We start from the raw sequence: 24913 nt of genomic DNA, 5'->3' as shown, positions 1-24913 counted from the left end.
GAAGCGCATGAGGAGCCAGTACGTGAAACCTTCATCGCTCCGCGCCTTTTGGCGTGATCGAGGTGCGCAAGCTGCGATATTGTTTGCAGTCACCGTTCTACCCATCTTAGCTGTCGCAAGCATGGCCCTCGATGGCGCCAGGCAGGTGAGCATTAAGAAACATCTTCAATATGTTACCGACGCCGCGGCGCTTGCCGGTGCGCGATCGTTTAAGGCCGAATTTTCAAGTACGGTTGCCGAAAGTATCGCGCGAGAATCATTTACCGCCAACATTGCGAGCACGCATAGCGATGCGAACTGTAGTGTGAATCAAGTCGACGTCGACATGACGGAATTATCAGTGGAAGTCGACACAACTTGCACCATTCCGACCGTCTTTGGCGCGGAAGTTATTGGATTTGACGAGGTTTCGGTCAACGCCTCGTCAACGGCGGCGGCGCACCACAAGATTGCTGATGTTTCGATGATGTTCGATCTTTCATCCTCCATGAATGGCACCGAGTTGGCGGACTTAAAGATTGCTGCTAAGCGCGCGGCCGACATCATTATCGGAACAAATCCTGGGGTACGCGGTCGCGTCGCAATCGCTCCGTTTGCAACGGGTGTGAATGCCGGCGATTTCGGAAACAAAGCCTCTGGTCGTCTCCCTGGAACGGATACCGAATACGATAACTGGGTTAATCCTGGTGGCGTATTTTCCGAGCGCGTTTGTGTAACCGAACGGACCGGGGCAGACGCGTTTACCGACGCAGAACCTGTGAGCGGAAGCCTTGTCGGCGCCCCTCTTACGGCCGCTCAGGCATTCGCCTTGAACGCGTCGACAGGGCAGCCGCACACTTCCTCCGCTTTTGTTTGTCCCGATTCCCCCGTTCATCCGCTCGATGGCAATGCAACCTCTGTGAAAGCCGCAATCGACGGATTGCGAAGCTCTAGCATCGCCACGACATGGGGCGGCAATACAGCGGGACATATGGGCATTGCTTGGGCTTGGTATCTCATCTCCCCGAATTGGACCAATGTCTGGACGGATGTTAATTATGGTGGATCCGCTGCGGCCGCGCCCCATGCCTATGGTGATCCAAGCAAGCCAAAAATCGTCATTCTAATGACGGACGGGCGGTTCCAACACGGATTCCGGGCGCCGTTTTTCAGCCATAACCATACAACTCTGATAAATGCGTTGAATAGTGCGTCGCTGGATCTTTGCGCGGGCATGCGGGCAGACGGGATCGAAATTTACTCGGTTGGCTATGCGATCACAGGTGCCGTGGAAACGATGCTAGAAAGCTGTACAGGCGATCCAGCGAGAGTTTTTACAACCGATGTTTCATCCGAGTTGCAGAGTATTTACGAGCAAATCGCGAGAGATTTCCTCGGGATTGGCTTGACAAGCTAGGTCGGAAATCCAGGATAGTATCCTGTTTTTAAAAATATTTTGGAGCAAACCTAAAATCCTGCAATTAGAGTTAGAGTTTACGTTTTCGCAACCCGACCAGCCAAAATTCGTCGAATTAAGTATCAAAGTGTTTAGGCGAACCGATTAAAGCTCAATCCAACACGTACTAGGGGCACAGAGCGACTTCAAATGAAGCGCGTGGGAGCAAGTACGTGGTCTCGCCAAAATTCTGGTCACCCATGCGTGACACGAGCGGTCAGGTTGCAGTCATATTCGCGCTGCTGACGCTGCCCATACTGATGATGACGGCATTAGCGATCGACGCCGCGCGCCAAGTGAACACGCACCGCCATCTCGACATTGCCACGGATCTGGCGAGCCTTGCCGGCGTGCGAGCGATGGAAGATGCAAGTCTTAGCGATCAAGCGGTCGAAGCAATCGTTGAAAATTACTATTTTGCGCAACTGACATCGACCTATAGCGATCTTTCTTGCGGCACGCCGGAAGTCACTGTCGACCGGACGACCAGAACCGTATCGGTTGAAGGGAATTGCGCGCTGCCAACTATTTTTGGGTTGTACAGCCCTGCGTCTGACACAGTCGCGATTGCTCAAGGGGCCGTTTCTGAGACCGACTTAACCGAGCTTGAGCTCGCTTTGATCTTAGATGTTTCGCATTCGATGATTGGCCCGCGCGGCGAGGCTATGAAAGACGCTGCGAAAAATTTCGTTTCGACCCTATTAGATGACACAACCAAAGATCGTGTTCGGATTTCGATTGTGCCCTTCGCGACCTCCGTCAATGCCGGGATTTATGGCAATCGGGCCATGGGACGCTTTGATCATGATGATCGGTTTGGCGACGGCGTTGACAAAGTCTGCGTGCGAGAACGAGAGGGACCAGAAGCGCACTCGGATGCACGGCCAATGATCGGACAGTTCGTCAGAGAAAATATGAGCTCAGACCCCATTTTCAGGTGTTTGGACGAGAGTGTTTTGCCGTTGAGCAATGAACCCGATCCGATGCACGATTTGATTGACGGTTTAACGCCTGATTCCGGCGGCTCAGCGGGACAGGTGGCTTTGGCTTGGGCCTGGTACACACTGTCGCCGAACTGGCATTCGATCTGGCCCGCGGCCGCGGAACCCGCATCCTATGGAGAGCCAGACCTAGAGAAAGTCGTGGTCCTGCTTTCGGACGGAAAGTTCAACAAATATTATGATCTCGCTCCTTTCTCGGAATTATATGCCAGGGCGGAAGCCATCAGGGTTTGCAATGGGATATCCGACGAAAATATCGAGATTTATGTCGTGGACTATCTCGAATCGGGCGGCGGTAGCGGCTTGGAATGGTGGACGCCGACCGGCGTATTGCAGCGGTGCGCGAGCAGCGGAGAGCACTATTTCCGCGTCGTCGATAATGGCGACTTTCAATCAGTTCTAACTCGCATTGCCAGTCGCCTGAAATGGGCACGGCTAAAGGGTTAGTGCGAGCGGGTTTCAACGAGCAAGGGGTGGGTGGCAAATATGGATGAAGTGCAGTCCCAGCGCGCGCTGGCGCTGATCGTGAATTGGCAGCGCAATGTGCGCGCGAACACGGCGGTCCTGTTCGCGGTGATGGTTGTTCCAATTTTTATCGTCATGGCGTTCGCCATCGACAGTGCACGTCAAGCCAACGCGGCGCGCCATGTCCAATTTGCTTTGGATACAGCGTCATTGGCCGGCGTTCTCGCGCTGAAGGATGCAAGCCTTTCAGATGACGATGTCGAAAAAATTGCAATCAAAGCATTCGTGGCAAACTTGGACACGGCGCAAGGGGATCTCACCTGTCCTCGGCAACGCGTGCAAATCAATCGCGAAGATGTCTCTGTAAAAGTATCCGCAGATTGCCAATTCGATGCGATGATTGGCGGCAGCATAACGACGGAAACCGTATATGTGCGAAACGCCGCAAAAGCCAAAGCAAACTTGAGAAATCTAGACCTTGCTTTGATGCTGGATGTTTCCGGTTCCATGCACGGCACAAAGCTCGATTATCTTAAAACGGCAGCAAAAGACATGGCCAACACGATGCTCAACCTGAGTGCGGATGACCGTGTTCGTATCGCTTTGGTGAGTTTCAGCACATCTGTAAATGCCGGGGAGTATGGCAATATCGTTCAAGGGCTTCCGGTGTTGGATGATGAAGACGATGACGGGTTAGATAAAGTCTGCGTCTCCGAACGCGCTGGCGCTGAAGCCTATTCAGACCGGAGCCCAGCGCCGTTCCGTTGGATCGGAAACAAAGCCGAACGTTGTCCGCGCAGCAGTGTCGTGCCTTTGACCGACAGTGTGACAACTCTGACCCGTGCGATTGATCGGATGTATGCAGCCGGATCAACCGCAGGACATATCGCCGTTGCCTGGTCTTGGTACCTGGTATCACCAGAATGGTCTGGAATCTGGCCCGCGAGCTCTCGGCCGCTGGAATATTCTGATCCCGATGGCTTGAAAGCAGTCGTTCTGATGTCGGATGGAAGTTTCAATACTCAATATGAGCAGTTCGCTCTCGGCCGCAGTAAAATTCAAGCCACGAAATTATGTTACCAGATGCGCGCCAAAGGCATTGTCGTTTTTTCGGTCGCGTTTCAGGCGCCACCACCCGCGCAGGTCACTTTAAAAAACTGCGCGAAGGAAGAGGGCCGCTATTTTGAAGCCAATTCGGGAGAAGAGTTGCTTAAAGCCTATGCTGCGATTGCGAGCCAATTGTCAGTTTTATCCCTTTCAGAATAGCGCGCCTGTTCATTTTGACGCGCGGACCTCGTTCAATCACCGCTAACCGCCCGCTCTAACCCGGCCATTATGTTCGGGGGAATTGGCATGTCCATTGCTCGCCTGAGACGAGAATTTCAGGCGGGTGTGCCAATTTGGGTCGAAGGACGGGTTAGATGTTTTCACAGTGTCTCAATAAGTGGCGACAGGACAAAAGCGGCAATGTTGCGGTGATATTTGCGCTCGCGCTGGTTCCGCTCCTGATTGTCGTTGGTGCGGCGACTGATTTGTCGCGTCAGGTGAATGTCGACCGACACCTTCAATCCGCGATTGATGCGGCCTCTCTGGCGGGCGCCCGCGCGATGGAAGATGCCGCCCTGACCGATGCCGACATTCGCAATGTGGCGCTCAATTCGCTCAACGCCAATCTGGGATCCTCGCATGATGATTTAGCCTGCACCAATTCGCGCGTGAACATTGACCGAGACGCTGGCACTGTGCGGGTGACGTCAGATTGTACAATCGGCACGCTGATTGGCGGATCGATTACCCCTCACAGCGTGTCCGTTGCAAACGGCGCCACGTCGAAGGCGAATGTGACTAAGCTAGATCTTGCGCTGATGTTGGATGTGTCTGGCTCGATGCGCGGAACCAAGCTTGATGATCTAAAAACCGCCGCGATCACCGCCGCGAAAACACTGATCACGCCGTCTACGGGCGATCGCGTTCGGGTGTCTTTCGTAAGCTACTCTACAGCCGTCAATGCAGGCGCTTATGGCAATGCCGCACTTGGACGTCCGGTGAATGACGATCGTGATGGCGATGGCCTCAATAAAGTCTGCGTCTCTGAACGAACCGGGATTGCTGCTTGGGATGATGATGATCCCGAGTTCAATCGATGGGTCGGCGATGACGCCTCATCGTGCCCAAGCTCAAGCTTGCTACCATTGACGACAGATCTCGGATTGTTTGAGCGAGAAATCAACAAACTGACTGCTGGCGGTTGGACCGCGGGGCACCTCGGGGTGGCTTGGTCTTGGTATTTGATTGCACCAGATTGGAGCGCCATTTGGCCAGCGGCATCGGCGCCGCGCGATTACTCTGAACCGCACACGATCAAAGCTGTCATCTTGATGACGGATGGCAAGTTCAATCGCCGCTATGAGAACAGCCAAGGCAATAGCAATCAGCAAGCCCGCCGCATGTGCCGCGAGATGCGGGACGAGAATGTGCTGGTCTATGCCGTCGCGTTCCAAGCGCCTAACAATGCCAAGAATACGCTGAAAAACTGCACCGGTGATGATAGCCGCTTTTTCGACGCGTCTAATGGAGACGAACTGCTCGAAGCATATGCAGCCATTGCCAGCCAATTGTCCGCCCTGACAATTGTCGACTAAGCCTGCATCTCAGCCCGACATTTGACTTGTCGCGCCTCTGGATTCGGACTAGCTACAGCTCATTAAATCCGTTCCGGGAGAGAATCGAACTCCCGATCGCCGAAGGCGCAACCGCCCCGGAAACGCTCAGGCAAATGGACCGGAACGGGTTCAACACGCTGGAAAGAGGCGCGCAGAGTTGCGGCAGCCTCGCCGAAGGAGCAAGTCGCGACCGATGCTCATCCTGAGCGAAGTCGAAGGACGGAATCTCTCAGGCGCCAAGACAGCGGGGGCAGCACAGATCCGCTTCGTGCGTGACCTGTCCTGCTTTGGAAGGCGCCGCTATTGGCTGACCCAACGACTGAAACGCTGAGGCGCACACCGCTTTATGATCTACATGTAGAGCATAGCGGCAAAATGGTGCCGTTCGCGGGCTATGAGATGCCCGTACAATTTGAAGGCGTGAAACCTGAACACCTCTGGACGCGTGAGCATGCAGGACTGTTTGATGTCTCGCATATGGGCCCTTGTTTCTTATTTTTGAAAGACGGCATGGGCGAAGACGGCGCGCACGAAAAAATTGCCGCCGCCCTCGAACGCATCGTCCCGAGCAATATTGCCATCTTGAAACCCGGGCAAGGGCGTCTCTCTGTTTTGCTCAGCGATGAAGGCGGCATTCTTGATGACCTGATCATCACGCGCATGCCGGGCATCGACGGCATGCTCTATATTGTCGTCAATGGCGCGGTCAAAGCGCAAGACTGGGCGTTGATGGAAGAGAAGCTGAGCGATGTAGCGATGCTGCAAAAGGCAGACGACCGTATCCTGATGGCGCTGCAAGGCCCGAAGGCAGAAGCGGTTCTCACTCAGCACTTCCCAGAAGCCGCAGACCTCACTTTCATGCGCTGCGCCTATCTCCAAAAAGGCGATGAGAAAATTATGCTGTCCCGCTCCGGCTATACCGGCGAAGATGGTTATGAGCTGCTGCTGCCGAACAATGAGTATGGCCTCGGTCTCGTAAAAGACTTGCTGGCCGATGAGCGCGTCAAACCTATCGGCCTTGGCGCCCGAGATAGCCTTCGCCTTGAGGCCGGGCTTTGCCTCTATGGCCACGATATGGACGCGTCCCGCGATCCGATTGAAGCTGATCTTGGCTGGGTGATCCAAAAGTCGCGCCGCGAGCGTGCGGACTTCCCTGGCGCAGAGCGGATTTTGAAAGCGTTCAATGATGGCCCCGCGGAAAAGCGCGTCGGCATTCAGCCGCTCGAACGCGCGCCGGCGCGCGGGGGCACAGAGATCCATGTGAATGGCGAGCGCATTGGCGTGGTCACATCTGGCGGCTTTGGTCCCAGTGTCGATCGCCCAGTCGCCATGGGCTATGTCCGCGCCGATTTAACTGCGCCGGGTACCAAGATCGACCTCATGGTCCGCGGCAAAGCCCGCGCAGCAGAAGTCTGCGCGCTTCCATTCGTTCAACCAAATTACAAACGCTAACGGGGTGAGAGAAATGAGCACTTATTTTACTGAAGATCATGAATGGATTGCCGTCGACGGCGACACCGGCACAGTCGGCATTACCAAATATGCGGCTGAACAACTCGGCGATGTTGTCTTTGTCGAGGTTCCTGAGGCCGGCGCCAGTTTTGGCAAAGGTGACGACATGGCCGTGGTTGAGAGTGTCAAAGCCGCCTCTGACGTCTATGCGCCTGTTGCGGGCGAAGTGACCGAAGGCAATGGCGACCTCGCCGATGCGCCTGAAACGGTCAATGAAGACCCAGAAGGCAAAGGCTGGTTCTGCAAAATCAAGCTCGCGGACAAAGGCGATCTTGAAGGCTTGATGGACGCTGACGCTTACAAAACCTTCTGCGAGGGCCTCTAAGCCTATGCACCCGTCCTCGCTCTTCCACACAGATGCCGAAGCGGCGCGCGCCATCATTGCGCAAAACCCGCTTGCGACCATCGCAGCGAACGGACCGGATGGTCCAATCGTTGCGGTCGTCCCGGTTGTGTGGAGCGAGGATGAATGCCGCCTGATCGGCCATGTCGCGCGAACCAATGCGTTCTGGACGGCATTGCAAGACAAGACCCCAAACGCCACCGCTGTGTTCCGCGCTGATGACGCATATGTCTCCGCTTCGGCTTATCCGTCGAAAGCCGAGCATGGCAAAGTCGTGCCGACATGGAACTATATCGCTGCTGAGGCGCGTGGGCGTCTGACCTTCCAAACTGAGCTTGTAGATATCCGCGCGAGTGTTGCGGCGCTCTCTGATCAAATGGAAGCCGACCGCGACGCGCCCTGGGCCGTCACGGATGCGCCGGAGACCTATATCGACAAACTCGCCCAGGCGATTGTCGCGTTTGAGATTGAGGTCTCAGCGCTCAAAGGCGTACGTAAGCTTAGCCAAAACAAAAGCGAATCCGAGCGCGCAGGCGTGATTGCTGATTTGGCGCGCCAAACAGGCAGCCATGCGGCGATTGCTGAAGAGATGAGAGGGGAGAGCTGACATGAGCCTTGTTGCGATCCTCTTCTGCCTCTTAGCAGCGATCCATCTTTTGCCTGCGGTTGCGGCGCTGTCGCCGAGCCAACTCACAGCTTTGTATGGCGTTTCGCCGGACGATACGGTTCTGCGCACGCTCTTACAGCATCGCGCCGTGTTGCTCGGCTTGGTTGGCGCTGCCTTTTTAGCGGCGGCTTTCGTTCCAAACCTGCGCTGGGCCGCTCTGATTGGCGGGTCAGTCAGCATGATCACCTTCTTGATCATTGCGGCTTTGAATCGCGAGCTCATGGGCCCGCTCCAAAAAATCACCATTGTTGACGCGGCGGGTCTTCCGGTCGCGGCTATCTTGTTTTTCCTCTTAGCAAAGGGCGCTTAAGGCATGAGATATCTTCCTTTAACCCCAGACGATCGCGCGGCGATGCTGAATACGATTGGCGCCGCCTCGGTCGATGATTTCTATGAAGACGTGCCGCAAAGCGCGCGCCTGTCAGGCCAAATCCAAGGCTTGCCGGATCATCAAGGTGAGCTCGCGGTTGAGCGCCACATGGCAGGTCTTGCGGCGAAGAACCGGACAGCGAGCGATGGCCCATTCTTTGTCGGGGCGGGGGCGTATAAGCACCATGTTCCAGCGAGCGTGGATATGATCATCCAGCGCTCTGAATTCCTGACCACCTACACCCCGTACCAGCCAGAGATTGCGCAAGGCACACTCCAGACCTTGTTCGAGTTCCAGACCCAAGTGGCTGAGATGACGGCGATGGATGTTGCCAATGCCAGCATGTACGATGGCTCGACGGCGTGTGCTGAAGCCGCGGTCATGGCCTGCCGTGTCACCCGCCGTAAGAAAGTCGTTCTCTCTGGCGGCCTGCACCCGCATTATGCAGCGGCGACCCGATTGCTCTGCGAAGCGCAAGGCATTGAAGTAGTTGAACTGGCGCCCGCAATTGATGGCGAGTTGGAGCTTGCCAATCATGTTGATGACGCCACGGCTTGCGTGATTGGCCAGTCGCCAAACGTGTTCGGCACGGTCACCGATCTTTCACCCGTCGCCGATGCGGCGCATGAGAAGAAAGCGCTGCTGGTCAGCGTTTTCACCGAAGCCGTATCGCTCGGCCTGGTGACGCCTCCGGGCGAAATGGGCGCCGACATCGCGGTGGGCGAAGGCCAGTCGATTGGTAACCCGCTGACCTTTGGCGGACCTTATGTGGGGCTCTTCGCGTGTACGCAAAAACTGGTCCGGCAAATGCCAGGGCGCCTCTGTGGTGAAACGGTCGATGCCGATGGCGAGCGCGGCTTTGTTTTGACGCTTTCGACTCGCGAACAGCACATCCGCCGGGACAAGGCGACGTCAAATATTTGTACAAATTCGGGGCTTTGCGCCTTGGCCTTCACCGCGCATATGACTTTGCTCGGCGGCACAGGCTTTAAACAATTAGCTGAGCTCAACCATGAAGCGGCTTGCGATTTGGCCGATGCATTGGAAGCGGTTCCAGGTGTTGAAATCCTCACCCCGCGCTTCTTCAACGAGTTTGCGTTTGAGACCCCAGTTGATGCCGAAGCGGTGCTTGCCATGCTCGATGAGCGCGGCGTGCTCGGCGGCGTCCGCGTCAGCCGCATGCTCCCAGAGGCGGGCATGGGCAATGTCATCCTGGCAGCGGCAACCGAATGCACGACACAAGACGATATCGCGGCCTATGCGGCAGTCCTGAAGGAGGTGATCTAATGGGTATGCAATCAACTGGACGGCCCACGGCGCCTGTCTCTGTGATCGCTTCATCTGGCGCGACCGTCTCTGGCTCAAAAGGCCTGCTGCAGCGCGAGAACCTGATCTTCGAAGTTGGCGCTTGGGACAAGACGGGCGTCGATCTGCCAAAACCGGCAGGTAAGAAAATCCGTCTCGGCGGTGTGACCCGCAAGAACGAGACGAGCCTGCCGGGCCTGTCAGAGCCAGAAGCTGTGCGCCACTATATGCGCCTCAGCCAGAAGAATTACGCCATCGATCTTGGCCTCTTCCCGCTCGGTTCGTGCACGATGAAGCACAATCCGCGGCTGAATGAGAAAGCCGCCCGTATGCCAGGCTTTGCCGATGTGCACCCAATGCAGCCGCAGCGTACCGTTCAAGGCGCGTTAGAGCTGATTGATGAGCTTGCGACTTGGCTGAAGACACTCACCGGTATGCCAGCGGTGGCGATGAGCCCGAAAGCCGGCGCGCATGGTGAGCTGTGCGGGATGCTGGCCATTCGCCAAGCCCTCATAGCCCGCGGCGAAGGTGAGACGCGCAAACGCGTTCTGGTTCCGGAATCCGCGCATGGCACCAATCCGGCAACCGCCATTCAATGCGGTTTTATTGTCGATGAGATCAAAGCCGACGCGCGCGGCCGGGTCGATATGGCCGATCTTAAGTCGAAGCTCGAGAGCACGGACGATATTGCCGGGATCATGCTGACCAATCCAAACACGTGCGGTCTGTTCGAAACCGATATCAAAGAGATTGCAGACCTGATCCACGCGGCTGGCGGCTATTTCTATTGCGATGGCGCAAACTTTAACGCGATTGTTGGCCGGGTGCGCCCCGGCGATCTCGGCGTCGATGCGATGCATATCAACCTGCACAAGACTTTCTCGACGCCGCATGGCGGCGGCGGCCCGGGCTCTGGCCCGACTGTGCTCTCAGACGCGCTCGCGCCGTACGCACCGGTGCCCTATGTGGTCAAAGACGAAGACGGCCTCCATCTGGTCGAAGCGGCCGAAGGCGAGGCCTCAGAAGCGTTTGGCCGGATGGTCGCCTTCCATGGCCAAATGGGCATGTTTGTGCGGGCGCTGACTTATATGCTCAGCCACGGTGCGGACGGCCTGAAACAAGTCGCTGAAGACGCTGTGCTCAACGCCAACTATGTCCAAGCGCGCCTCAAGGGCGTGATGACTCCCGCCTTTGACGGTTATTGCATGCATGAGGCTCTGTTCTCAGACGCGTTCACCGCCGACGGCATTGAGACGATCGACATCGCCAAAGCGCTGATCGATGAGGGCTATCACCCGATGACCATGTATTTCCCACTCGTGGTGCACGGGGCGATGCTAATCGAACCGACAGAGACCGAAAGCAAGCAAGAGCTCGACCGGTTCTGTGATGCGCTGGCTGATGTTGCAAGGCGTGCGGCAGAAGGCGATGAGACCATGAAGGGCGCGCCGTATCTGGCCCCCATGAAACGGCTGGATGAAACGCAAGCGGCGCGGAAACCGGTGCTGAAATGGACCCCGCCCGCGCCCGAAGCGATCGCCGCGGAATAGTCTATTCGGCCGGGGCGTTCGCCGACTCGGCCGAGTAAGCTGCTGGTTTCGCGCGCCAGCGCCGGAAGTACCGGATCAGCGGACGTTCAAAATAATGATAGGCCAGCGCCGCGACGATAAAGGTCGCGGCAATCACAGTGATGAAATAGATCAGGGTCGCAAACAGGGTTTGCGGTTCGATGACGCCATATACAACGCGTCCAACCGCGCTGATGGTCAGGGTGTGGGAGAGATAGAGCGCATAGCTCCAATCGCCGACCCGAACCAAACGCTTCGACATGTAGCGGCTAAGCTTGCCTTGCACATCCAAGGCGACCAGGCCGTAGAGCAGGAGCGCGGCGGGTAGGCCAAAGATAATCACCCGACCCCACATCATCAGGCCATAGACAGGATCCTCAAGTCCAAACGGTGCCAGCAAGAGGCCGCCGGTAGCGTTGTCGACCAGGACAAATCCGATCAACAGGCCGACACAGCCCAAAATCGCGGTGGCGCGGGCATAATCCTTCCATCCGGCTTTGATCATGTATCCAACCAATGAGCCCATCACGAATTCCAGGGTTAGCGGGCTGAAGACGAGCTCGACCAAGTTGCGCCCAAACGCTGTGCCCAAACCTGCCATTGCGCCGATCAAGACGATCGCGCCCCACCCTAAAATGGCTCGCAGGCGCCAGCGGACGGGGACGCATAAAAGCAGGAGCGCAAACCCGACATAGAAATACATCTCGTGCACGAGCGTCCAGCCGACCCCGAGCACAGGGTGAGCGGGCTGCGGCCACAGGAATAGGGATTTGATCAGATGAACCGTGCCATCTAGCCCCTTTGGATCTAACCGGTCCGGATCCCATGGTACGCCTTTGAAATACAGTAAGAACAGCGCCATCGTGCCGGCAAACAGCCACCAGAGCGGATAAATCCGGGTCACGCGGGCAATCACAAAATCGCGTGCACTCGCTAGCCCGCGCGGCAAATCAGCAGCGACCCAAACCATGATAAAGCCTGAAATGACGAAAAACAGGTCGACGCCATAGGCGCCATTTTCGAACCATTGGGTCAGCGGGGCGGCTCTGCCTGCATGTCCCGCTTCAATCGCAAACAGATGGCACGCAAAGACAACCAAAGCGGCAATTGCGCGGAGCGCTTGAACCGAATCCAGTCTCATCATACCCGATCTTGTATCCGATCCAGGACGACCATCAATAAATATTACGGGTCGATGTGTGTTCTTCGGGAAACTTCGTGATGAAATTCACGACACTTCAACGGAATTTGAGTATGCAAACCGCCTCACTCTTGCCAGAGTCAGCGATCAGAAAAATCCCTTGGAACCGAAGGCATAAGGACCATATTATAACGCATGGCAGACGGATCATCCCCATTCGGTAAGGAGCGGCTCAAGCAAAACGCAGCGACCGCCCCGCTCGGCTTTGTCGGTTCGAGCGTCCGAACCCTGGTGCGTCAGGCCTTTGCGCTCTTGGGATTGGTCCTGATTGCTGTCGCGATACCGATTGCCTTTGTTACCCCGCTTCTGCCGATCGGCTTGCCGATCGCGATTCTTGGTGTGGTGCTTCTTGGACGGAACTCGCTCTGGGGCCGGCGCTGGATGGAAGGTGTTTTAGAACGACATCCCCGCGTCGAACGCTTCGCTCCTAATTGGCTGATGAAAGCCGTGTTTGCGCGCGAGAAACGATCTCACGACCAAAAATAAAGCCCGCTTCGTTGGAAGCAGGCTTCGTGATTGTTCAGATTTAGAACTTGAGCCGACAGGCCTTAATTGAGGCGTTTGTCGATTTCCCCGAGCGCATTGTCGAACAGGTCCGTTGCTTCGCCTGAGCCTGACAGGATCGAACGTGCGGCGTCTGTGGCGGCGTCTGCGGCGACCCGGCGAACTTCTGCAGCCGCATCGGCTTCAGCGCGTGCGATACGGGCTTCGGCTTGCGCTTCGCGGCGAGCGACTTTCGCTTTCAGATCTGCCTTGGCTTGTTTCATCATCGCATCGGCGTCAGCTTTGGCGCGTTTGATGATGTCATCGGCAGCGGCATCGGCTTCTTTGGCTTTTTTCTTAGCATCCGCCATCAGCTTCGACGCTTCTTCGCGCAGGGCGCGGGCTTCGTCGATTTGGTTTTGGATACCTTCTGCGCGCTCATCCAGCTTCGAGAAGATCAGCTTAAAGCCGCCCACACTGAACACGATGAACAAGAACACGACGAGGGCGGCAAAGGCTGTCGCCGTGGTTGGGTCAGCATACCACGCTACTTTGTCGTCGGCAGCGTAAGCAGCGGGGGCAAGCGCGAGGAAGGGGGTGAGGAGGGCGAACCGCATGAGCCTTATCCTTTTCCAAGCGCGGTTTTGACCGCTGAGGTGACGTCAGCCTTACCGGCTTTGCTGCCAAACTTGCCGATGACGCTTTGTGCAGCGTCGCTGGCAATTGATTCGACATTTTTCATCGCATCTGCACGTAAGGCAGAGATACGCGTTTCAGCTTCGGCCAGTTTCTTATCGACCTCAGCATCAACTTTCGCGGTTTCGGTCGCGATTTCTTTGTCGATCTTAGAGCGGGCTTTATCCGCTGTTTCACGGGCCTTGGCGTGTGCCTTGGCGATGGAGACTTCGACCGCTTTCTGCGCGTCGAGGGCCTCATCATTTAGCCGCGCGGCTTCATCCAAGTCGCTTGCAATCGAGCTTTCGCGTCGCTCAAGCGTATTGCCGATACTCGGTAGGATGAAGCGGGACAGGATGAAGTATAGGCTGCCGAACAGCACCACCAGAGAAAGAATCTGGGAAGGGAAGTGCCACGGGTCAAAAGGCGGGAATGCCGCTTTTTCAGCGCCTGCAGCAGCTTCTGCAGCGAGGATGATCGGATGCATAGCCTATACCGTCCTTATAAGTCTCGAAAACAAATGTTGTGGTTTAGACCACGAACAGAATGAGGATCGAGACGAGGAAGGCCAGAATGCCGAGCGCTTCTGAAAGCGCCATACCGATGAAGAGGTTACCGGTTTGCTGTGGAGCAGCAGATGGGTTGCGCATCGCGGCATCAAGGAATGAGCCGAAGATGTTACCCACACCAATCGCCGCACCGATCATGCCGAGTGTCGCCAGGCCAGCACCGACATATTTCAGACCGTCTGTGATGTTACCTTCCATGAGAATCTCCTTTGGGAAGTCCGTTTGTTCGATTTGCGCCCCGTGAAGCCTTTTCGTAAGGGCGCGTCAAGTTGAAACCGCACGGCTAAATAGCCGCAGTGAATAAGGTCCCTTAGTGCGACGGGTGAAGCGCATCGTTAAGGTAGACGCAGGTTAGGATCGCAAACACATAAGCTTGCAGACCTGCAACGAGAAATTCGAGAGCGTTCAGCGCCACACCCATGCCGAAGGCAAGCGGGGCGACCAGAAGGCCAATACCGCCTGCGGTAATGCCGGTTACGGCAAATCCAGCAAACAGTTTTAGCAGGATGTGACCAGCCAGCATGTTCGCGAAGAGACGCAGCGCCAGGGTCAGCGGGCGGGCAATGAATGAGATAATTTCAATCGGGATAAGGATCGTATAGATCACCGCTTTCCCGAGAATGTGCATATCGCCCAAGGATGGCGCGAACAGGCCGAAGAATTTCAGGCCGTTTTTCCACAGACCAAACACAATTACGATCGAGATCACCAACATAGCGAGCAATCCAGTGACCACTAGGTGGCTGGTTGTCGTAAACGCGTAAGGTGACATGCCAATCAGGTTGGCGAACAAGATGAAGAAGAAGAGCGTGAACACAAATGGGAAGAAGCGAAGGCCTTCTTCACCAGCCGTGCTGCGAATCATGTCGGCGACGAACCCGTAGCCAATCTCGCCCATGGATTGCAGACGGTTTGGAACGATTTTACCGCGCGACGCAGCATAGCCAAAAAAGGCGATACACAGCACCACGCCCATCAGCATAAAGCCTGCGGCATTGGTGAAGTAGAGATCGTATCCAAAAATCTGCGGCAGTTCGAACCATTTCTGGACTTCGAACTGCTTCATTGGATCGGCGGCGCCGTGGAAAAAGAGGTTCATAATCGCGTCTATTCTTCAGGTTTGGTGCCCGTTTTGTCGGCGCTCATGACCGGATTAGCGGCGTCAGTCAACTGTTTGTAGGCGCGAATAACACCCAGCACGCCTGCGGCGAGCCCAAACGTCATCATGATCAGAATGCCCCAGGGCGCGGTTCCGAAGACATGATCGATGCCGAGACCGATCATAATCCCAACAAATACGGCTGCTCCGAACTCTGCGCCGTATCGTAAAGCGAGGGCACCGGCTGAGACTCCAGCGGAGGCATCGGCTTGGCGCTGCTTTTTTTCGGTCTGCTCCTGCGCGCTTTTGGCGCGGGCAATGCGCGCCGCTAAATCGTCGTTTTCGGGCGTGGTCATGTTGAGTCGATTGCCTATCTATTCGGCCGCAACCAGCTCTTCTGCGGCGTCCAAATCCACTGATACCAGCTTAGAAACGCCTTTTTCGCGCATTGTCACGCCATACAGGCGGTCCATTCGGCTCATCGTCACCGGATTGTGGGTGATGACGATGAAGCGTGTGTCGGTGCGTTGCCGCATTTCATCAAGCATCCGGCAATAGCGATCGACGTTCGCATCATCGAGCGGCGCATCGACCTCATCGAGCACACAAATTGGCGATGGACGGGACAAGAAGACCGCAAAAATCAGCGCGGTCGCTGTCAGCGCTTGCTCGCCGCCAGACATCAGCGACAGTGTCCCAAGGCGCTTGCCGGGGGGCTGCGCAAAGATCTCGAGGCCAGCGGCGAGCGGGTCGTCCGCGTCAACAAGACGCAGCTCTGCTTCGCCGCCTCGGAACAGGGTGGTGAACAGCGTTTTGAAATGCTCATTCACCTGATCAAAGGCGCCAAGTAGGCGGCTACGGCCTTCATCATTCAGAGCAGCCACGCCTTCACGGAGTTTCGCAATCGCGGCGGTCAGATCGGCTTTTTCTTCGGCTTGCGAGCCGAGACGGGATGAAATCTCTTCGACTTCGGCCTCAGCTTCCATATTCACGCCGCCAAGATTCTCGCGATCACGGCGCAGGAAGTCGAGCTGACGCTCCGCTTCTTTCACATCGATCGCGTCCATTTCTTCTTCATCCATGCCGGCTTTGGCGATGGTTAGAAGCCCTTCAGGGGCGCGTTGGAACTGGCTTTGGGCGATCTCAGACGCTTCAGCCAAGCGTTCTGTCGCGTTTTCGAGTTTGGCATTGGCGATGGCGAGGGTTTCGCGGGCGCTCATTGCGAGATTGTTCGTAGACCGCGCAGCTTCTTCGACGGCGCGAATCTCGGACTCGCGCTGCGCCAATGTATCGGCTGCGGTTTGGCGTTCGGTTTCGAGTGTTTCGACCCGTGCTGCCAGCGTATCGAGTTGTGTCTGCAATGCCTCTGGGCGCGCTTTTGCAGCTGCGGCCTCGCTTGCGGCCTCGCTGCGGCGGGTCAGCAGGGCTTGGACGCGCGCGGCGGAGGTTTCCAGACGGCCCGCCCAACGTTCGACGTCTTTTTCAAGCGCTTCACGGCGTGCCATGGCTTGCTGGCGGTTGCGGGTGAGGTCGGTCAGACGGCCGCGGCATTCAGTTTCCCGTTCGCGCGCCACTGTCAGTTGATCCCGCGCCTTGGTGACCGCTTCCTGGAGCTGGATCAGAACTTCCGTATTTTCTGGTTTCGCTGCAGTGCGATAGGCTTCGGCGGCGATTGAGAGATCAGACTCGACGCGGGCCAAGTTCTCCTTCGCCGAGTCAGCTTGCAGGCTGGCCCGATCCGACTGCTGCTTCGCGCTGGCATGGGTCCGGCGGGCATTGTCGAGGCGTTGTGAAGCGTCTTGGACGCTTCGGCGGAGCTGTTTCAGGTCTTCTTCCGCGCCAATGCGGGCGCCGCGCGCCTCAGCATGAGCGGCTTGCAGGTCAGACACCGATTGGCGCTGCGGGCCAAGCGCGGCTTGCGCTTCTTCCAGCCGGGTCTGTTGCTCAAGTCGTTCCGCGGCTGCGACCGGCGCAGCTGGCGTGCGTGTGAAGCCGTCCCAGCGCCATAGATGACCATCTAGGGTCACTAAACGCTGGCCGGGTTTTAGCTCCTCTGCCAGCTCCAAGCCTTCAGAGCGCGAAACGACACCACATTGTGAGAGGCGTGCGGCGAGCTCGCCGGGCGCTTCGACAAAATCAGTTAGCGGTTTCGCATATCCCGGCAGAGCTTGGGTTTTGACGGCACTGCCGCCCCAATAGATTGAGGCGGATCGGTCGGTTGGCGCTTGCAAATCATCGCCCAGAGCGGCGGCAACGGCTTTTTCATAGCCATCGCGGGTGCGCATCTGCTCGACGACAGGTGGGCTTTCTGTGCGCTCTGCCTTCCGCAGCAGCCGGGTCAGACCGGCAATCTCTGTTTCAAGTGTCCGCAGAGCGTCTTGAGCCTCATCAGCCGGCGATTTCGCAGCGAGTTCGGCTTCTTGCCTGTCGAGAACGGTCTGTTCGGCCGCTTCGAGCGTGTCTTGCGCGGCTTTCAATGCGGTTTCAGCCTCGGCTTCTGCCAGCCGGGCGGTTTCGAGCTCTGAAGTGAGCGTATCGCTGGCCGGCAAAGCTGCAACAGCGGCGCGAAGGTGCTCCACCTCTTGCTCTAGGCTTTCAACGCGGCGGCGGTGGGCGACGGCATTGGCTTCTAAGGCCTGGATTTCCGCACGCTTTTGCGAAAGCGCGTCGGTTTTGCTGTCGGCTTCGGCCTGCGCCAATTCGAGCGACTGCTTGGCTTCGGTGAGGGCGCGTTCGGCCTCAATTTCTTTTTCTTTATTGGTCGTATCGCTAGCCACAGGCAGGGCGGCGAGCGAGTCTTTGGCATCGGCGAGTGTTCGCTCTGCTTCTTCGCGTTGCGCCTGTTCGCGCTGAATGTCTTCCGCCAGACGCGCGGCCTCACGCTCGAGTCCCGCCAGCATGTCGGCAGCATTTTTGCGCTCGGTTTCGATGCGAGCGAGTTCGATTTTGGCTTGGCCAAGCTTCCCAGACGCCGTGGCCTCTGCCATGCGGAGCGGCCCGATGCCATTACTGGCTTCCAGGCGTTTGGTTTCAGCGACAGCCGCTTCGCGGGTGAGGCGCTCGACTTCGGTTTTGGCGCGAGCGAGCGAGACCGCAGCGGTCTCTTGGTCTTCTTTCGCAGTGAACCATTTCAAATGTGCGAGATAGGCTTCAAGCGCTGAAATCTTGGCGCTGAGTTCTTTATACTTACGGGCTTTGCGGGCCTGGCGTTTCAGACTCTCTAGTTGACGTTCAACTTCCGCGGACACTTCTGTCAGGCGCTCAAGATTGGTCTCGGCGCCGCGCAGTTTTAGCTCTGCCTCATGGCGGCGGGTGTTGAGGCCCGAAATACCGGCAGCTTCTTCAAGGATGCGGCGGCGGTTTTGCGGTTTGGAGCCGATCAGTTCACTGATTTGGCCTTGGCGCACCAAAGACGGCGAGTTCGCGCCAGTGGAGGCATCCGCAAACAAAAGTTTGATGTCTTTGCCGCGAACCGTTCGGCCATTGAGCTTATAACTCGATCCAGCTCCGCGTTTCAGGCGACGCATCACTTCGAGCGTGTCTGAGGCGTTAAACTCCGGCGGCGCCGTGCGGGCACTATTGTCGAGCACCAGCGTGACTTCGGCGAGTTCACGGGCCGGTCGGCCAGCAGCGCCTGAGAAGATCAGGTCATCCATCTCGCCGCCGCGCATGGCTTTGGCTGAATTGGCGCCCATCGCCCAGCGCATGGCTTCGAGCAGATTGGATTTGCCGCACCCATTCGGCCCGACAATGCCGGTCAGGCCGGGACGGATCGGAACCGATTCGGGGTCAACGAAGGATTTGAAGCCTGCAATGCGGAGTTCTTTTAACTGCATTCAGCCCCCATTCCCTTCCTATTCGCTCGCAGGCTCGCCAAGCGCGGCATCAAGCGCTGCGGTGAAAGTCACGGGTGAGACACGGACATTGCCGTCCATCTCTGCGCCATTCAGGTAGAAGGTGGGTGTTGCATCGACGCCTTTGGCGCGGGCCGCGGCGATCGACGCTCGGATCGCATCGCGATTGGATTGATCATCAAGGCAAGCTTGGAACGCGTCGTCCCCTTCAATCCCGTGATTGACCCCAACTTGCTTCAGCGCTTCGACCACCGGACCGCCTTGGCGCGCCAAGGTCAGGATCGCGTCCTGACGCATGAATAACTCGTCGAGAATGTCGTAATATTGGCTGTCATCGGTGCAGCGCGCGAGCGCAAACCCAGCCACGGCGATATTCGCTGGCGCGGTTGGAAACTCGCGGAAGACCAGTTTGACTTTGCCTGTATCGACATAGTCGGCTTTCACGGTCGGCATGATCCGCATGTGGAAATCGAGACAGGCCGGGCAGGTCCAACTGGCATATTCAACCAGTGTCACAGGTGCATCAGGATCGCCAAAGACAATGTCTTGCAGAACAACGCCTTCGCCCTGATTGCTGCCAGTATCTGATGATCCAGAATCGTCATTGCTTGCGCCACCACAAGCCGCGAGGGCCAGGGCGCTAAGGGCAAATACAGTGCCGCGACGGGTGAATCTGAGCATGCTCATAACCTTTCCTTAACAGTCTGAGTCGGATTGGTTGCCAAGAAGTTAACAGCGCGCCCGCTGTCAAGAGCGCTTACTCTGCTGGGGCTTCGGCCCCGAGCTTTTCGTCGAGCAGCGCTTTCATGCCGTCGGCAGTGCGCCAGTCATAGCCTTGCAGTTTCTCACCGTTCAAGAACACAGTTGGGGTCGAGTTCACGCCCTGGCTGTCGCCTTTCATGACCGATTCACTGATCGCATAGGTGACGTCTTTATTGCTCAAACAGTCGGTGAAACCGTCCCCTTCGATGCCGTAGGAGGTGGCGAGGGCCCGCAAAGCGCCTTCAATGTCTCCACCAGACCGCGCGAGGTTGAGGATATTGGTTTGCGCCAAGAAGAGATCATCAATCGCCTCATAATAACGATCTTCCCCAGCGCAGCGGGCGAGCAGAAACCCGGCGACGGAGATGTTTGCAGGCGGGGTTGGGTATTCCCGAAACACAAATTTCACTTTCCCAGTTTCGACATAATCGGCCTTCAGCATCGGGATGACATCATTGTGGAATTGCAAACAGGCTGGGCAGGTCCAGCTGGCATATTCAACAATCGTAATCGGTGCGTCAGCATCGCCCAGCGTGATATCGGTTAGGGCGAGTTCGCTTGTCCCAGACGTCCCCTCCTGGGCATTGCTTGAATCTGCGGCACCGCAAGCTGTCAGCGCGATAATAGAGAAAGCGGCAACGGCAGCACGGCGGGTGAATTGGATCATAGGGGACGACCTTTCAGGCAGTTAGAAGGGGAGCGACGAAGGCGATTCGGGCTCTTGTGGTTCAGGTTCAGCGGTTAGCACGGCTTCGCCAAGCGCAACAATTGCAGCCCGCAGCTTATCGTCTTCAATTGATTGTGCGCTTGAAAGCAGTGCTTCTTTTTGCTCGGGCGTGAGGGGGATGGGTTTCGACAAGGCGTGTTTGGGCGCGGTTCCGATATGGCCTTGCAGGATCTTGATCGCTGTAATGTCGCCGCCAGCCGCGACCGACACCCTTTGCCGAATAATCTCGCTCTGATGCTGCACCAAACCTGCGGCCGCGGGAACAACCATTAAAGTGAGGCGTCGGCCACCTTTTGCTGGGGTTAGTTTTTCGGGGCGGCACAGACGGGCGAGTTGCTCGCCGACAATATCTTTCCAGTTCACTTTTAGACGGCTGAGAGTCGCGGCTTTCTTGGGCAGCTTCTTACGCGCCAGTCGCATCGCCGCCGTGCCAATCGTGTTCGGACCAGGATGCACCGGTTTCGCCTTCGCATAACGAAGTTTGACGCGGGCGCGGGCTTCCTCCAGAGGATCGAGGCTTGAACGTTTGACCATTCGCGCCACTCTGCCTGTCATGAACATGGATGAAAAGTTACACTTTGCAGACCTTTCGGACCGGCTGCTCGATTGGTATGCGGGCGCGGCCCGTGATCTGCCTTGGCGGATTGGGCCAATAAAGCGCGCGCGCGGGGTGAAACCGGATCCCTATCGGGTGTGGCTCGCCGAGATCATGTTGCAGCAAACAACGGTCCCGCACGCGACGCGATATTATCTTGCGTTCACCAAACGCTGGCCAACGGTTGAGGATCTCGCTGCTGCGAAAGACGAAGACGTGATGGCCGCTTGGGCGGGGCTTGGCTATTATGCCCGAGCTCGAAATCTGCTTAAATGCGCGCGCGAGGTGACCGCCCTTGGTGCTTGGCCAGATACCGTCAGTGCGCTCGGGAAATTGCCCGGGATTGGACCATGTACGGCCGGCGCGGTGGCGGCGCTGGCCTTTGGCCGACAAGCTGCGGCGGTCGATGGCAATGTCGATCGTGTGTTCGCGCGCTTGATGGCGATGAAGGGCGAGTGGAAGCTCGAAAAAGCCCGGCTCAAATCAGTCGTTGAGAGCTTGGTGCCGGCGGACCGGCCGGCCGAGTTTGCTGAAGCGCTAATGGATCTCGGAGCAACGATCTGCACGCCTAAATCGCCCAATTGTCTGCTTTGCCCTTTGCGGCAGATGTGCGCTGCGACGGCTGAGGGCGATCCTGACCGCTATCCGATCAAACCAAAGAAGACGCCAAAGCCAACCCGGTTGGGGCATGTCTATGTCCTGTTTGGCAAAGACCAATCCGTGATGACAGAACGACGTGTCGATAAAGGCCTGCTTGGCGGCATGCTCGGCCTGCCGACCTCGCACTGGGCGGGTGAGTTAGCGCCCCCAAAATTCCCCTCAGAGGCGAATTGGCAAGAGATTGGCGAGGTCCGCCACGTCTTCACCCACTTCGCGCTGACTTTAACGGTTTGGCGCGCCGAAGCAGCGGAACAATTCACGCCAGTATCCTCCGCAGCCGACGGCTTGCCGAGTGTGTTTTCGAAAGCGCTGAAGCTGGCGCTCTAGAGCGTTGGACTTCGGATCAGGTTGTGGATAAGGCTCATTAGTTCTTGTTTTGTTCCGTTTCTTGTGCTCCACAAGACACATGCGAACGGATCAAAAACTGACGACAAAAGGCCGGGTGGGACGAGCCGCGGTGGCGGAGGTGCGCGAGCGCTTTCACCATCGCGGCCGCGGTGCGGTTTCGAACCAGACCGGGCGGTTTGAACCTGAAACACGTGAGGCTTTGGATGATGGTTGGGGCACAATCGAAGAAGAGGCGCCGCGTTTAAAGACGACGCTGACCAAAGAAACCCCGCGCACGATTATCACTTTCAATAAGTCGCCGGACATCCATTTCGATCGCTCGATCAATCCGTATCGCGGATGTGAGCATGGCTGCGTCTATTGTTTTGCCCGGCCGACCCATGCCTATCATGGGCTATCGGCGGGCTTAGATTTTGAAAGCAAGCTTTTCTACAAACCGGACGGACCGGATTTGCTGTTAAAAGAGCTGTCCCGCCCGGGCTATGTGCCGCGCCCGATTGCGCTTGGGGTCAACACAGATGCCTATCAGCCGGTCGAACGCGAGCAGAAATTAACCCGCCGATTTTTGCAAATCCTAAGCGACCATAATCATCCTGTGTCTCTGCTTACCAAGTCAGCCCTGATCCAACGGGATCTCGATCTCATTGCCCCAATGGCCGAGCGTCAGCTCTGCCGTGTGGGCGTGTCGATCACCACGCTAGATTCAAAACTCGCGCGCGCGATGGAGCCGCGAGCAGCCGCGCCGCGCAAACGATACCAAACCGTGCAGGCGCTTAGCGATGCGGGTGTGCCGGTCACTGTCATGGCGGCGCCAATTATTCCAACGCTGAACGAGCCGGAGCTCGAGAAATTGCTCGAAACAGCGAAAGCGCATGGCGCGATTGGGGCGGGCTATGTGCTGCTGCGTCTTCCGCATGAGCTGAAAGACATTTTCCATGAATGGCTGGTCCAGCATTATCCAGACCGTGCGGCGCGCGTGATCAATTTGCTGCGCGAAATGCGCGGCGGAAAGGATTATGACGCCGATTGGTTCGCGCGTGGAACGGGGCAGGGCGCGCATGCGAAACTCATCGCTCAAAGGTTCGTCCGCACGGTGCGGCGTCTGGGTCTCGCGCCCCAGCGCACGCCGCTGCGGACGGATCTTTTCAGGCCGCCAATTTTAAAAGGAGGTCAGTACCGGATGGATATTTAAGGTTCGCCCGCGGTTTGCGCGGCGAGCTGGTCCGCATTTGCTTTTTGTTCTGCGCGTGTCAGGCGGTAATTGCGTAAGATGAGCGCGGCGAGGGTATAGGAGACGACCGGCACTCCGACAAAAACGAGCATCAAGCCGCGCACCACTTCTGGACTATTTTCGCCAGAAGGATCGAACCCGACCCATGCGCCCAGCAGGATGTATGGGATGCCAATCGCGAAGCTCGCGCCGGTTTTGTAGGAGCCCGACATCAGCGAATAATACATGCCGGACCGGTTCTCTCCGGTTTTTACTTGCTCGGCTTCAATAATATCGGCGACCATCGAGCGAGCAAGGATGAAAGGCGTGCCGTAACCGAGACCAGAGACAATCGCGGCGATCAAGAGCGGGATCGCGCCGCCGCCCATCGCGCTGAGCGGGAGATAGACCATATAAGTGACAATCGACCAGATCGCCGTCGCTATGAAAATCAGATGTTTCTCAGTGCGCTTTGAGAGGGCGATCCAAACCGGCATGGCTGCGAACCCGGCGATAAAGAATGCCATCAAGATGACTGGTGCGAGCGCAGTGACGCCAAACCCCCATTGCGCGGCAAACAGGAATGTGCCGCCGGTGCCAGCAATCGCAATCCCGACCAATACTTCGACCATTAAGATGCGCACCATATTCGGGTTTTTGAAAGCGACTTTGATGGCGTCCCAACTGAACTCCATTTTTTGCGCGTCTTTAGCGGGCGGCGGGTCGGGTACGAATAAGACGGCAAGAGCGACTGTAGTCGGCAGCACAATCATCAGAATTACGCCCATGACCATGACCTGGCCGCGCCGGTCGATTCCGTAATTGATGGCCAATAATGTTGGCACGATAAGCAAGGTTAAAAGCGTGATCGTTGAGATAATCTCGCGCCACATGAACAGCCGCGAACGCTCATCATAAACGGTCGTGATCATCGGCACCCAGGACTGATGCGGGGTTTGCAGCATTGTGTAGCCAAGCCAAAGCACGATCAGCCATATCACCAAATAGGCGGGCGAAACGGTCTCCCCCATCGGCATGAACATGAAAAACCCGCCCAGCATCAGAACCGGAACGCTAGCCACCAGCCAATGTTTGATCCGACCGCGTTTGGTCGGGCGAGTATCGACGAGCCATCCCATGACCGGGTCTGTGCCGAGATCCCAGAACCTCAGAATCATGAAGACCAAGCCGACCATCGTCGTGCCAAGCCCCAATTGTTCCGCATACATTGGCGCAACGAAGACGGCCATGGGCAGTCCGATTGCTGATAGAGGCATCCCAACACTGGCGAAAGCAAGCACCCGCGGCAGCGGAAGACGATCAGACTTAGCACGCATGATTCGAAGATGACGCATGCGTCACGAAAGGCAAGAGATATCGCAGCTGACGTCGCGCGCAGTC

The 24913-nt window shown here is 57.0% G+C and carries 24 protein-coding genes and 1 riboswitch; of the genes, 13 read left to right on the top strand and 11 right to left on the bottom strand.

Translation table 11 applies throughout. From position 1 onward, the window contains the following. The first annotated feature begins 22 nt into the window (after positions 1 to 22). The 10 genes from MY069_RS03545 to gcvPB all read left to right on the top strand — a co-directional run bounded on the left by MY069_RS03545 (position 23) and on the right by gcvPB (position 11311). A complete protein-coding gene (locus MY069_RS03545) occupies positions 23 to 1396 on the top strand; it encodes a pilus assembly protein TadG-related protein (protein ID WP_482795699.1) in 1374 nt (457 codons plus the stop codon). A gap of 212 nt (positions 1397 to 1608) precedes the next feature. Next, on the top strand, positions 1609 to 2883 hold the full coding sequence (locus MY069_RS03540) for a TadE/TadG family type IV pilus assembly protein (protein WP_482795698.1): 1275 nt from the start codon (positions 1609 to 1611) through the stop codon (positions 2881 to 2883). 39 nt (positions 2884 to 2922) lie between these two features. After that, positions 2923 to 4167, top strand: coding sequence for a hypothetical protein (locus MY069_RS03535; protein ID WP_482795697.1), 1245 nt, complete (start codon positions 2923 to 2925; stop codon positions 4165 to 4167). A gap of 155 nt (positions 4168 to 4322) precedes the next feature. Further along, the gene (locus MY069_RS03530) at positions 4323 to 5543 is read left to right on the top strand and encodes a pilus assembly protein TadG-related protein (RefSeq protein WP_482795696.1); all 1221 of its coding nucleotides are present in this window, start codon (positions 4323 to 4325) and stop codon (positions 5541 to 5543) included. Between the two features lie 64 nt (positions 5544 to 5607). Next, positions 5608 to 5695, top strand: a riboswitch (glycine riboswitch). Between the two features lie 172 nt (positions 5696 to 5867). Next, entirely contained in the window at positions 5868 to 7016 is a 1149-nt protein-coding gene (gene gcvT, locus MY069_RS03525; protein ID WP_482795695.1) for a glycine cleavage system aminomethyltransferase GcvT, read from the top strand. 13 nt (positions 7017 to 7029) lie between these two features. Then, entirely contained in the window at positions 7030 to 7401 is a 372-nt protein-coding gene (gcvH, locus tag MY069_RS03520) for a glycine cleavage system protein GcvH (RefSeq protein WP_482795694.1), read from the top strand. Between the two features lie 4 nt (positions 7402 to 7405). Beyond that, on the top strand, positions 7406 to 8026 hold the full coding sequence (locus tag MY069_RS03515) for an FMN-binding negative transcriptional regulator (protein WP_482795693.1): 621 nt from the start codon (positions 7406 to 7408) through the stop codon (positions 8024 to 8026). Position 8027: 1 nt separating this feature from the next. Beyond that, positions 8028 to 8396, top strand: coding sequence for a phosphopantetheine adenylyltransferase (locus MY069_RS03510; RefSeq protein WP_482795692.1), 369 nt, complete (start codon positions 8028 to 8030; stop codon positions 8394 to 8396). 3 nt (positions 8397 to 8399) lie between these two features. Next, a complete protein-coding gene (gcvPA, locus tag MY069_RS03505) occupies positions 8400 to 9743 on the top strand; it encodes an aminomethyl-transferring glycine dehydrogenase subunit GcvPA (RefSeq protein WP_482795691.1) in 1344 nt (447 codons plus the stop codon). Further along, positions 9743 to 11311, top strand: coding sequence for an aminomethyl-transferring glycine dehydrogenase subunit GcvPB (gene gcvPB, locus MY069_RS03500; RefSeq protein WP_482795690.1), 1569 nt, complete (start codon positions 9743 to 9745; stop codon positions 11309 to 11311). The genes gcvPA and gcvPB overlap by 1 nt, the downstream gene beginning before the upstream one ends. Before the next feature lies 1 nt (position 11312). Here gcvPB and MY069_RS03495 read toward each other — a convergent pair whose 3' ends face one another. Continuing rightward, positions 11313 to 12473, bottom strand: a complete 1161-nt coding sequence (locus tag MY069_RS03495; protein WP_482795689.1) for an acyltransferase family protein — start codon at positions 12471 to 12473, stop codon at positions 11313 to 11315. A 192-nt stretch (positions 12474 to 12665) separates the two neighbouring features. Here MY069_RS03495 and MY069_RS03490 point away from each other — a divergent pair, with 192 nt between their 5' ends. Next, positions 12666 to 13016: a hypothetical protein gene (locus tag MY069_RS03490; RefSeq protein WP_482795688.1), complete on the top strand. Its 351-nt coding sequence runs from the start codon at positions 12666 to 12668 to the stop codon at positions 13014 to 13016. A gap of 62 nt (positions 13017 to 13078) precedes the next feature. Here MY069_RS03490 and MY069_RS03485 read toward each other — a convergent pair whose 3' ends face one another. The 9 genes from MY069_RS03485 to MY069_RS03445 form a co-directional block, all read right to left on the bottom strand. Further along, positions 13079 to 13630: a F0F1 ATP synthase subunit B family protein gene (locus tag MY069_RS03485; protein WP_482795687.1), complete on the bottom strand. Its 552-nt coding sequence runs from the start codon at positions 13628 to 13630 to the stop codon at positions 13079 to 13081. A gap of 5 nt (positions 13631 to 13635) precedes the next feature. Continuing rightward, positions 13636 to 14175 carry a F0F1 ATP synthase subunit B family protein gene (locus tag MY069_RS03480; protein ID WP_482795686.1) on the bottom strand — a complete coding sequence of 180 codons (540 nt, stop codon included), beginning with the start codon at positions 14173 to 14175 and terminating at the stop codon, positions 13636 to 13638. 43 nt (positions 14176 to 14218) lie between these two features. Next, positions 14219 to 14455: a F0F1 ATP synthase subunit C gene (locus MY069_RS03475; protein ID WP_482795685.1), complete on the bottom strand. Its 237-nt coding sequence runs from the start codon at positions 14453 to 14455 to the stop codon at positions 14219 to 14221. A 112-nt stretch (positions 14456 to 14567) separates the two neighbouring features. Further along, the gene (locus tag MY069_RS03470) at positions 14568 to 15356 is read right to left on the bottom strand and encodes a F0F1 ATP synthase subunit A (RefSeq protein WP_482795684.1); all 789 of its coding nucleotides are present in this window, start codon (positions 15354 to 15356) and stop codon (positions 14568 to 14570) included. A gap of 8 nt (positions 15357 to 15364) precedes the next feature. Beyond that, complete coding sequence (locus MY069_RS03465) at positions 15365 to 15712, bottom strand: AtpZ/AtpI family protein (RefSeq protein ID WP_482795683.1); 348 nt, start codon at positions 15710 to 15712, stop codon at positions 15365 to 15367. An 18-nt stretch (positions 15713 to 15730) separates the two neighbouring features. Further along, positions 15731 to 19192 carry a chromosome segregation protein SMC gene (smc, locus tag MY069_RS03460; RefSeq protein ID WP_482795682.1) on the bottom strand — a complete coding sequence of 1154 codons (3462 nt, stop codon included), beginning with the start codon at positions 19190 to 19192 and terminating at the stop codon, positions 15731 to 15733. Positions 19193 to 19210: 18 nt separating this feature from the next. Continuing rightward, positions 19211 to 19897: a thioredoxin domain-containing protein gene (locus tag MY069_RS03455; RefSeq protein ID WP_482795681.1), complete on the bottom strand. Its 687-nt coding sequence runs from the start codon at positions 19895 to 19897 to the stop codon at positions 19211 to 19213. Between the two features lie 70 nt (positions 19898 to 19967). Beyond that, positions 19968 to 20639 carry a thioredoxin domain-containing protein gene (locus MY069_RS03450; RefSeq protein ID WP_482795680.1) on the bottom strand — a complete coding sequence of 224 codons (672 nt, stop codon included), beginning with the start codon at positions 20637 to 20639 and terminating at the stop codon, positions 19968 to 19970. Between the two features lie 21 nt (positions 20640 to 20660). Continuing rightward, entirely contained in the window at positions 20661 to 21233 is a 573-nt protein-coding gene (locus tag MY069_RS03445; protein ID WP_482795679.1) for a DUF721 domain-containing protein, read from the bottom strand. Positions 21234 to 21258: 25 nt separating this feature from the next. Here MY069_RS03445 and MY069_RS03440 point away from each other — a divergent pair, with 25 nt between their 5' ends. Together MY069_RS03440 and MY069_RS03435 are read left to right on the top strand one after the other, a co-directional pair. Next, entirely contained in the window at positions 21259 to 22281 is a 1023-nt protein-coding gene (locus MY069_RS03440) for an A/G-specific adenine glycosylase (RefSeq protein WP_482795678.1), read from the top strand. Between the two features lie 79 nt (positions 22282 to 22360). Continuing rightward, the gene (locus MY069_RS03435) at positions 22361 to 23494 is read left to right on the top strand and encodes a PA0069 family radical SAM protein (protein WP_482795677.1); all 1134 of its coding nucleotides are present in this window, start codon (positions 22361 to 22363) and stop codon (positions 23492 to 23494) included. Here MY069_RS03435 and MY069_RS03430 read toward each other — a convergent pair. Beyond that, complete coding sequence (locus MY069_RS03430; RefSeq protein WP_482795676.1) at positions 23491 to 24849, bottom strand: MFS transporter; 1359 nt, start codon at positions 24847 to 24849, stop codon at positions 23491 to 23493. The genes MY069_RS03435 and MY069_RS03430 overlap by 4 nt on opposite strands. Positions 24850 to 24913 lie beyond the last annotated feature (64 nt).

The organism is Hyphomonas sp. ske169, from assembly GCF_056850855.1.
This window is presented reverse-complemented; position numbering and strand designations above follow the sequence as displayed.

Excerpts from the sequence above, each read along its gene's own strand:
- MY069_RS03535 (WP_482795697.1), top strand. The coding sequence starts at position 2,923 with ATGGATGAAGTGCAGTCCCAGCGCGCGCTGGCGCTGATCGTGAATTGG.
- MY069_RS03530 (WP_482795696.1), top strand. The coding sequence starts at position 4,323 with ATGTTTTCACAGTGTCTCAATAAGTGGCGACAGGACAAAAGCGGCAAT.
- gcvH (WP_482795694.1), top strand. The coding sequence starts at position 7,030 with ATGAGCACTTATTTTACTGAAGATCATGAATGGATTGCCGTCGACGGC.
- MY069_RS03515 (WP_482795693.1), top strand. The coding sequence starts at position 7,406 with ATGCACCCGTCCTCGCTCTTCCACACAGATGCCGAAGCGGCGCGCGCC.
- MY069_RS03510 (WP_482795692.1), top strand. The coding sequence starts at position 8,028 with ATGAGCCTTGTTGCGATCCTCTTCTGCCTCTTAGCAGCGATCCATCTT.
- gcvPA (WP_482795691.1), top strand. The coding sequence starts at position 8,400 with ATGAGATATCTTCCTTTAACCCCAGACGATCGCGCGGCGATGCTGAAT.
- gcvPB (WP_482795690.1), top strand. The coding sequence starts at position 9,743 with ATGGGTATGCAATCAACTGGACGGCCCACGGCGCCTGTCTCTGTGATC.
- MY069_RS03495 (WP_482795689.1), bottom strand. The coding sequence starts at position 12,473 with ATGATGAGACTGGATTCGGTTCAAGCGCTCCGCGCAATTGCCGCTTTG.
- MY069_RS03490 (WP_482795688.1), top strand. The coding sequence starts at position 12,666 with ATGGCAGACGGATCATCCCCATTCGGTAAGGAGCGGCTCAAGCAAAAC.
- MY069_RS03485 (WP_482795687.1), bottom strand. The coding sequence starts at position 13,630 with ATGCGGTTCGCCCTCCTCACCCCCTTCCTCGCGCTTGCCCCCGCTGCT.
- MY069_RS03480 (WP_482795686.1), bottom strand. The coding sequence starts at position 14,175 with ATGCATCCGATCATCCTCGCTGCAGAAGCTGCTGCAGGCGCTGAAAAA.
- MY069_RS03475 (WP_482795685.1), bottom strand. The coding sequence starts at position 14,455 with ATGGAAGGTAACATCACAGACGGTCTGAAATATGTCGGTGCTGGCCTG.
- MY069_RS03470 (WP_482795684.1), bottom strand. The coding sequence starts at position 15,356 with ATGAACCTCTTTTTCCACGGCGCCGCCGATCCAATGAAGCAGTTCGAA.
- MY069_RS03465 (WP_482795683.1), bottom strand. The coding sequence starts at position 15,712 with ATGACCACGCCCGAAAACGACGATTTAGCGGCGCGCATTGCCCGCGCC.
- smc (WP_482795682.1), bottom strand. The coding sequence starts at position 19,192 with ATGCAGTTAAAAGAACTCCGCATTGCAGGCTTCAAATCCTTCGTTGAC.
- MY069_RS03455 (WP_482795681.1), bottom strand. The coding sequence starts at position 19,897 with ATGAGCATGCTCAGATTCACCCGTCGCGGCACTGTATTTGCCCTTAGC.
- MY069_RS03450 (WP_482795680.1), bottom strand. The coding sequence starts at position 20,639 with ATGATCCAATTCACCCGCCGTGCTGCCGTTGCCGCTTTCTCTATTATC.
- MY069_RS03445 (WP_482795679.1), bottom strand. The coding sequence starts at position 21,233 with ATGGTCAAACGTTCAAGCCTCGATCCTCTGGAGGAAGCCCGCGCCCGC.
- MY069_RS03440 (WP_482795678.1), top strand. The coding sequence starts at position 21,259 with ATGGATGAAAAGTTACACTTTGCAGACCTTTCGGACCGGCTGCTCGAT.
- MY069_RS03435 (WP_482795677.1), top strand. The coding sequence starts at position 22,361 with ATGCGAACGGATCAAAAACTGACGACAAAAGGCCGGGTGGGACGAGCC.
- MY069_RS03430 (WP_482795676.1), bottom strand. The coding sequence starts at position 24,849 with ATGCGTGCTAAGTCTGATCGTCTTCCGCTGCCGCGGGTGCTTGCTTTC.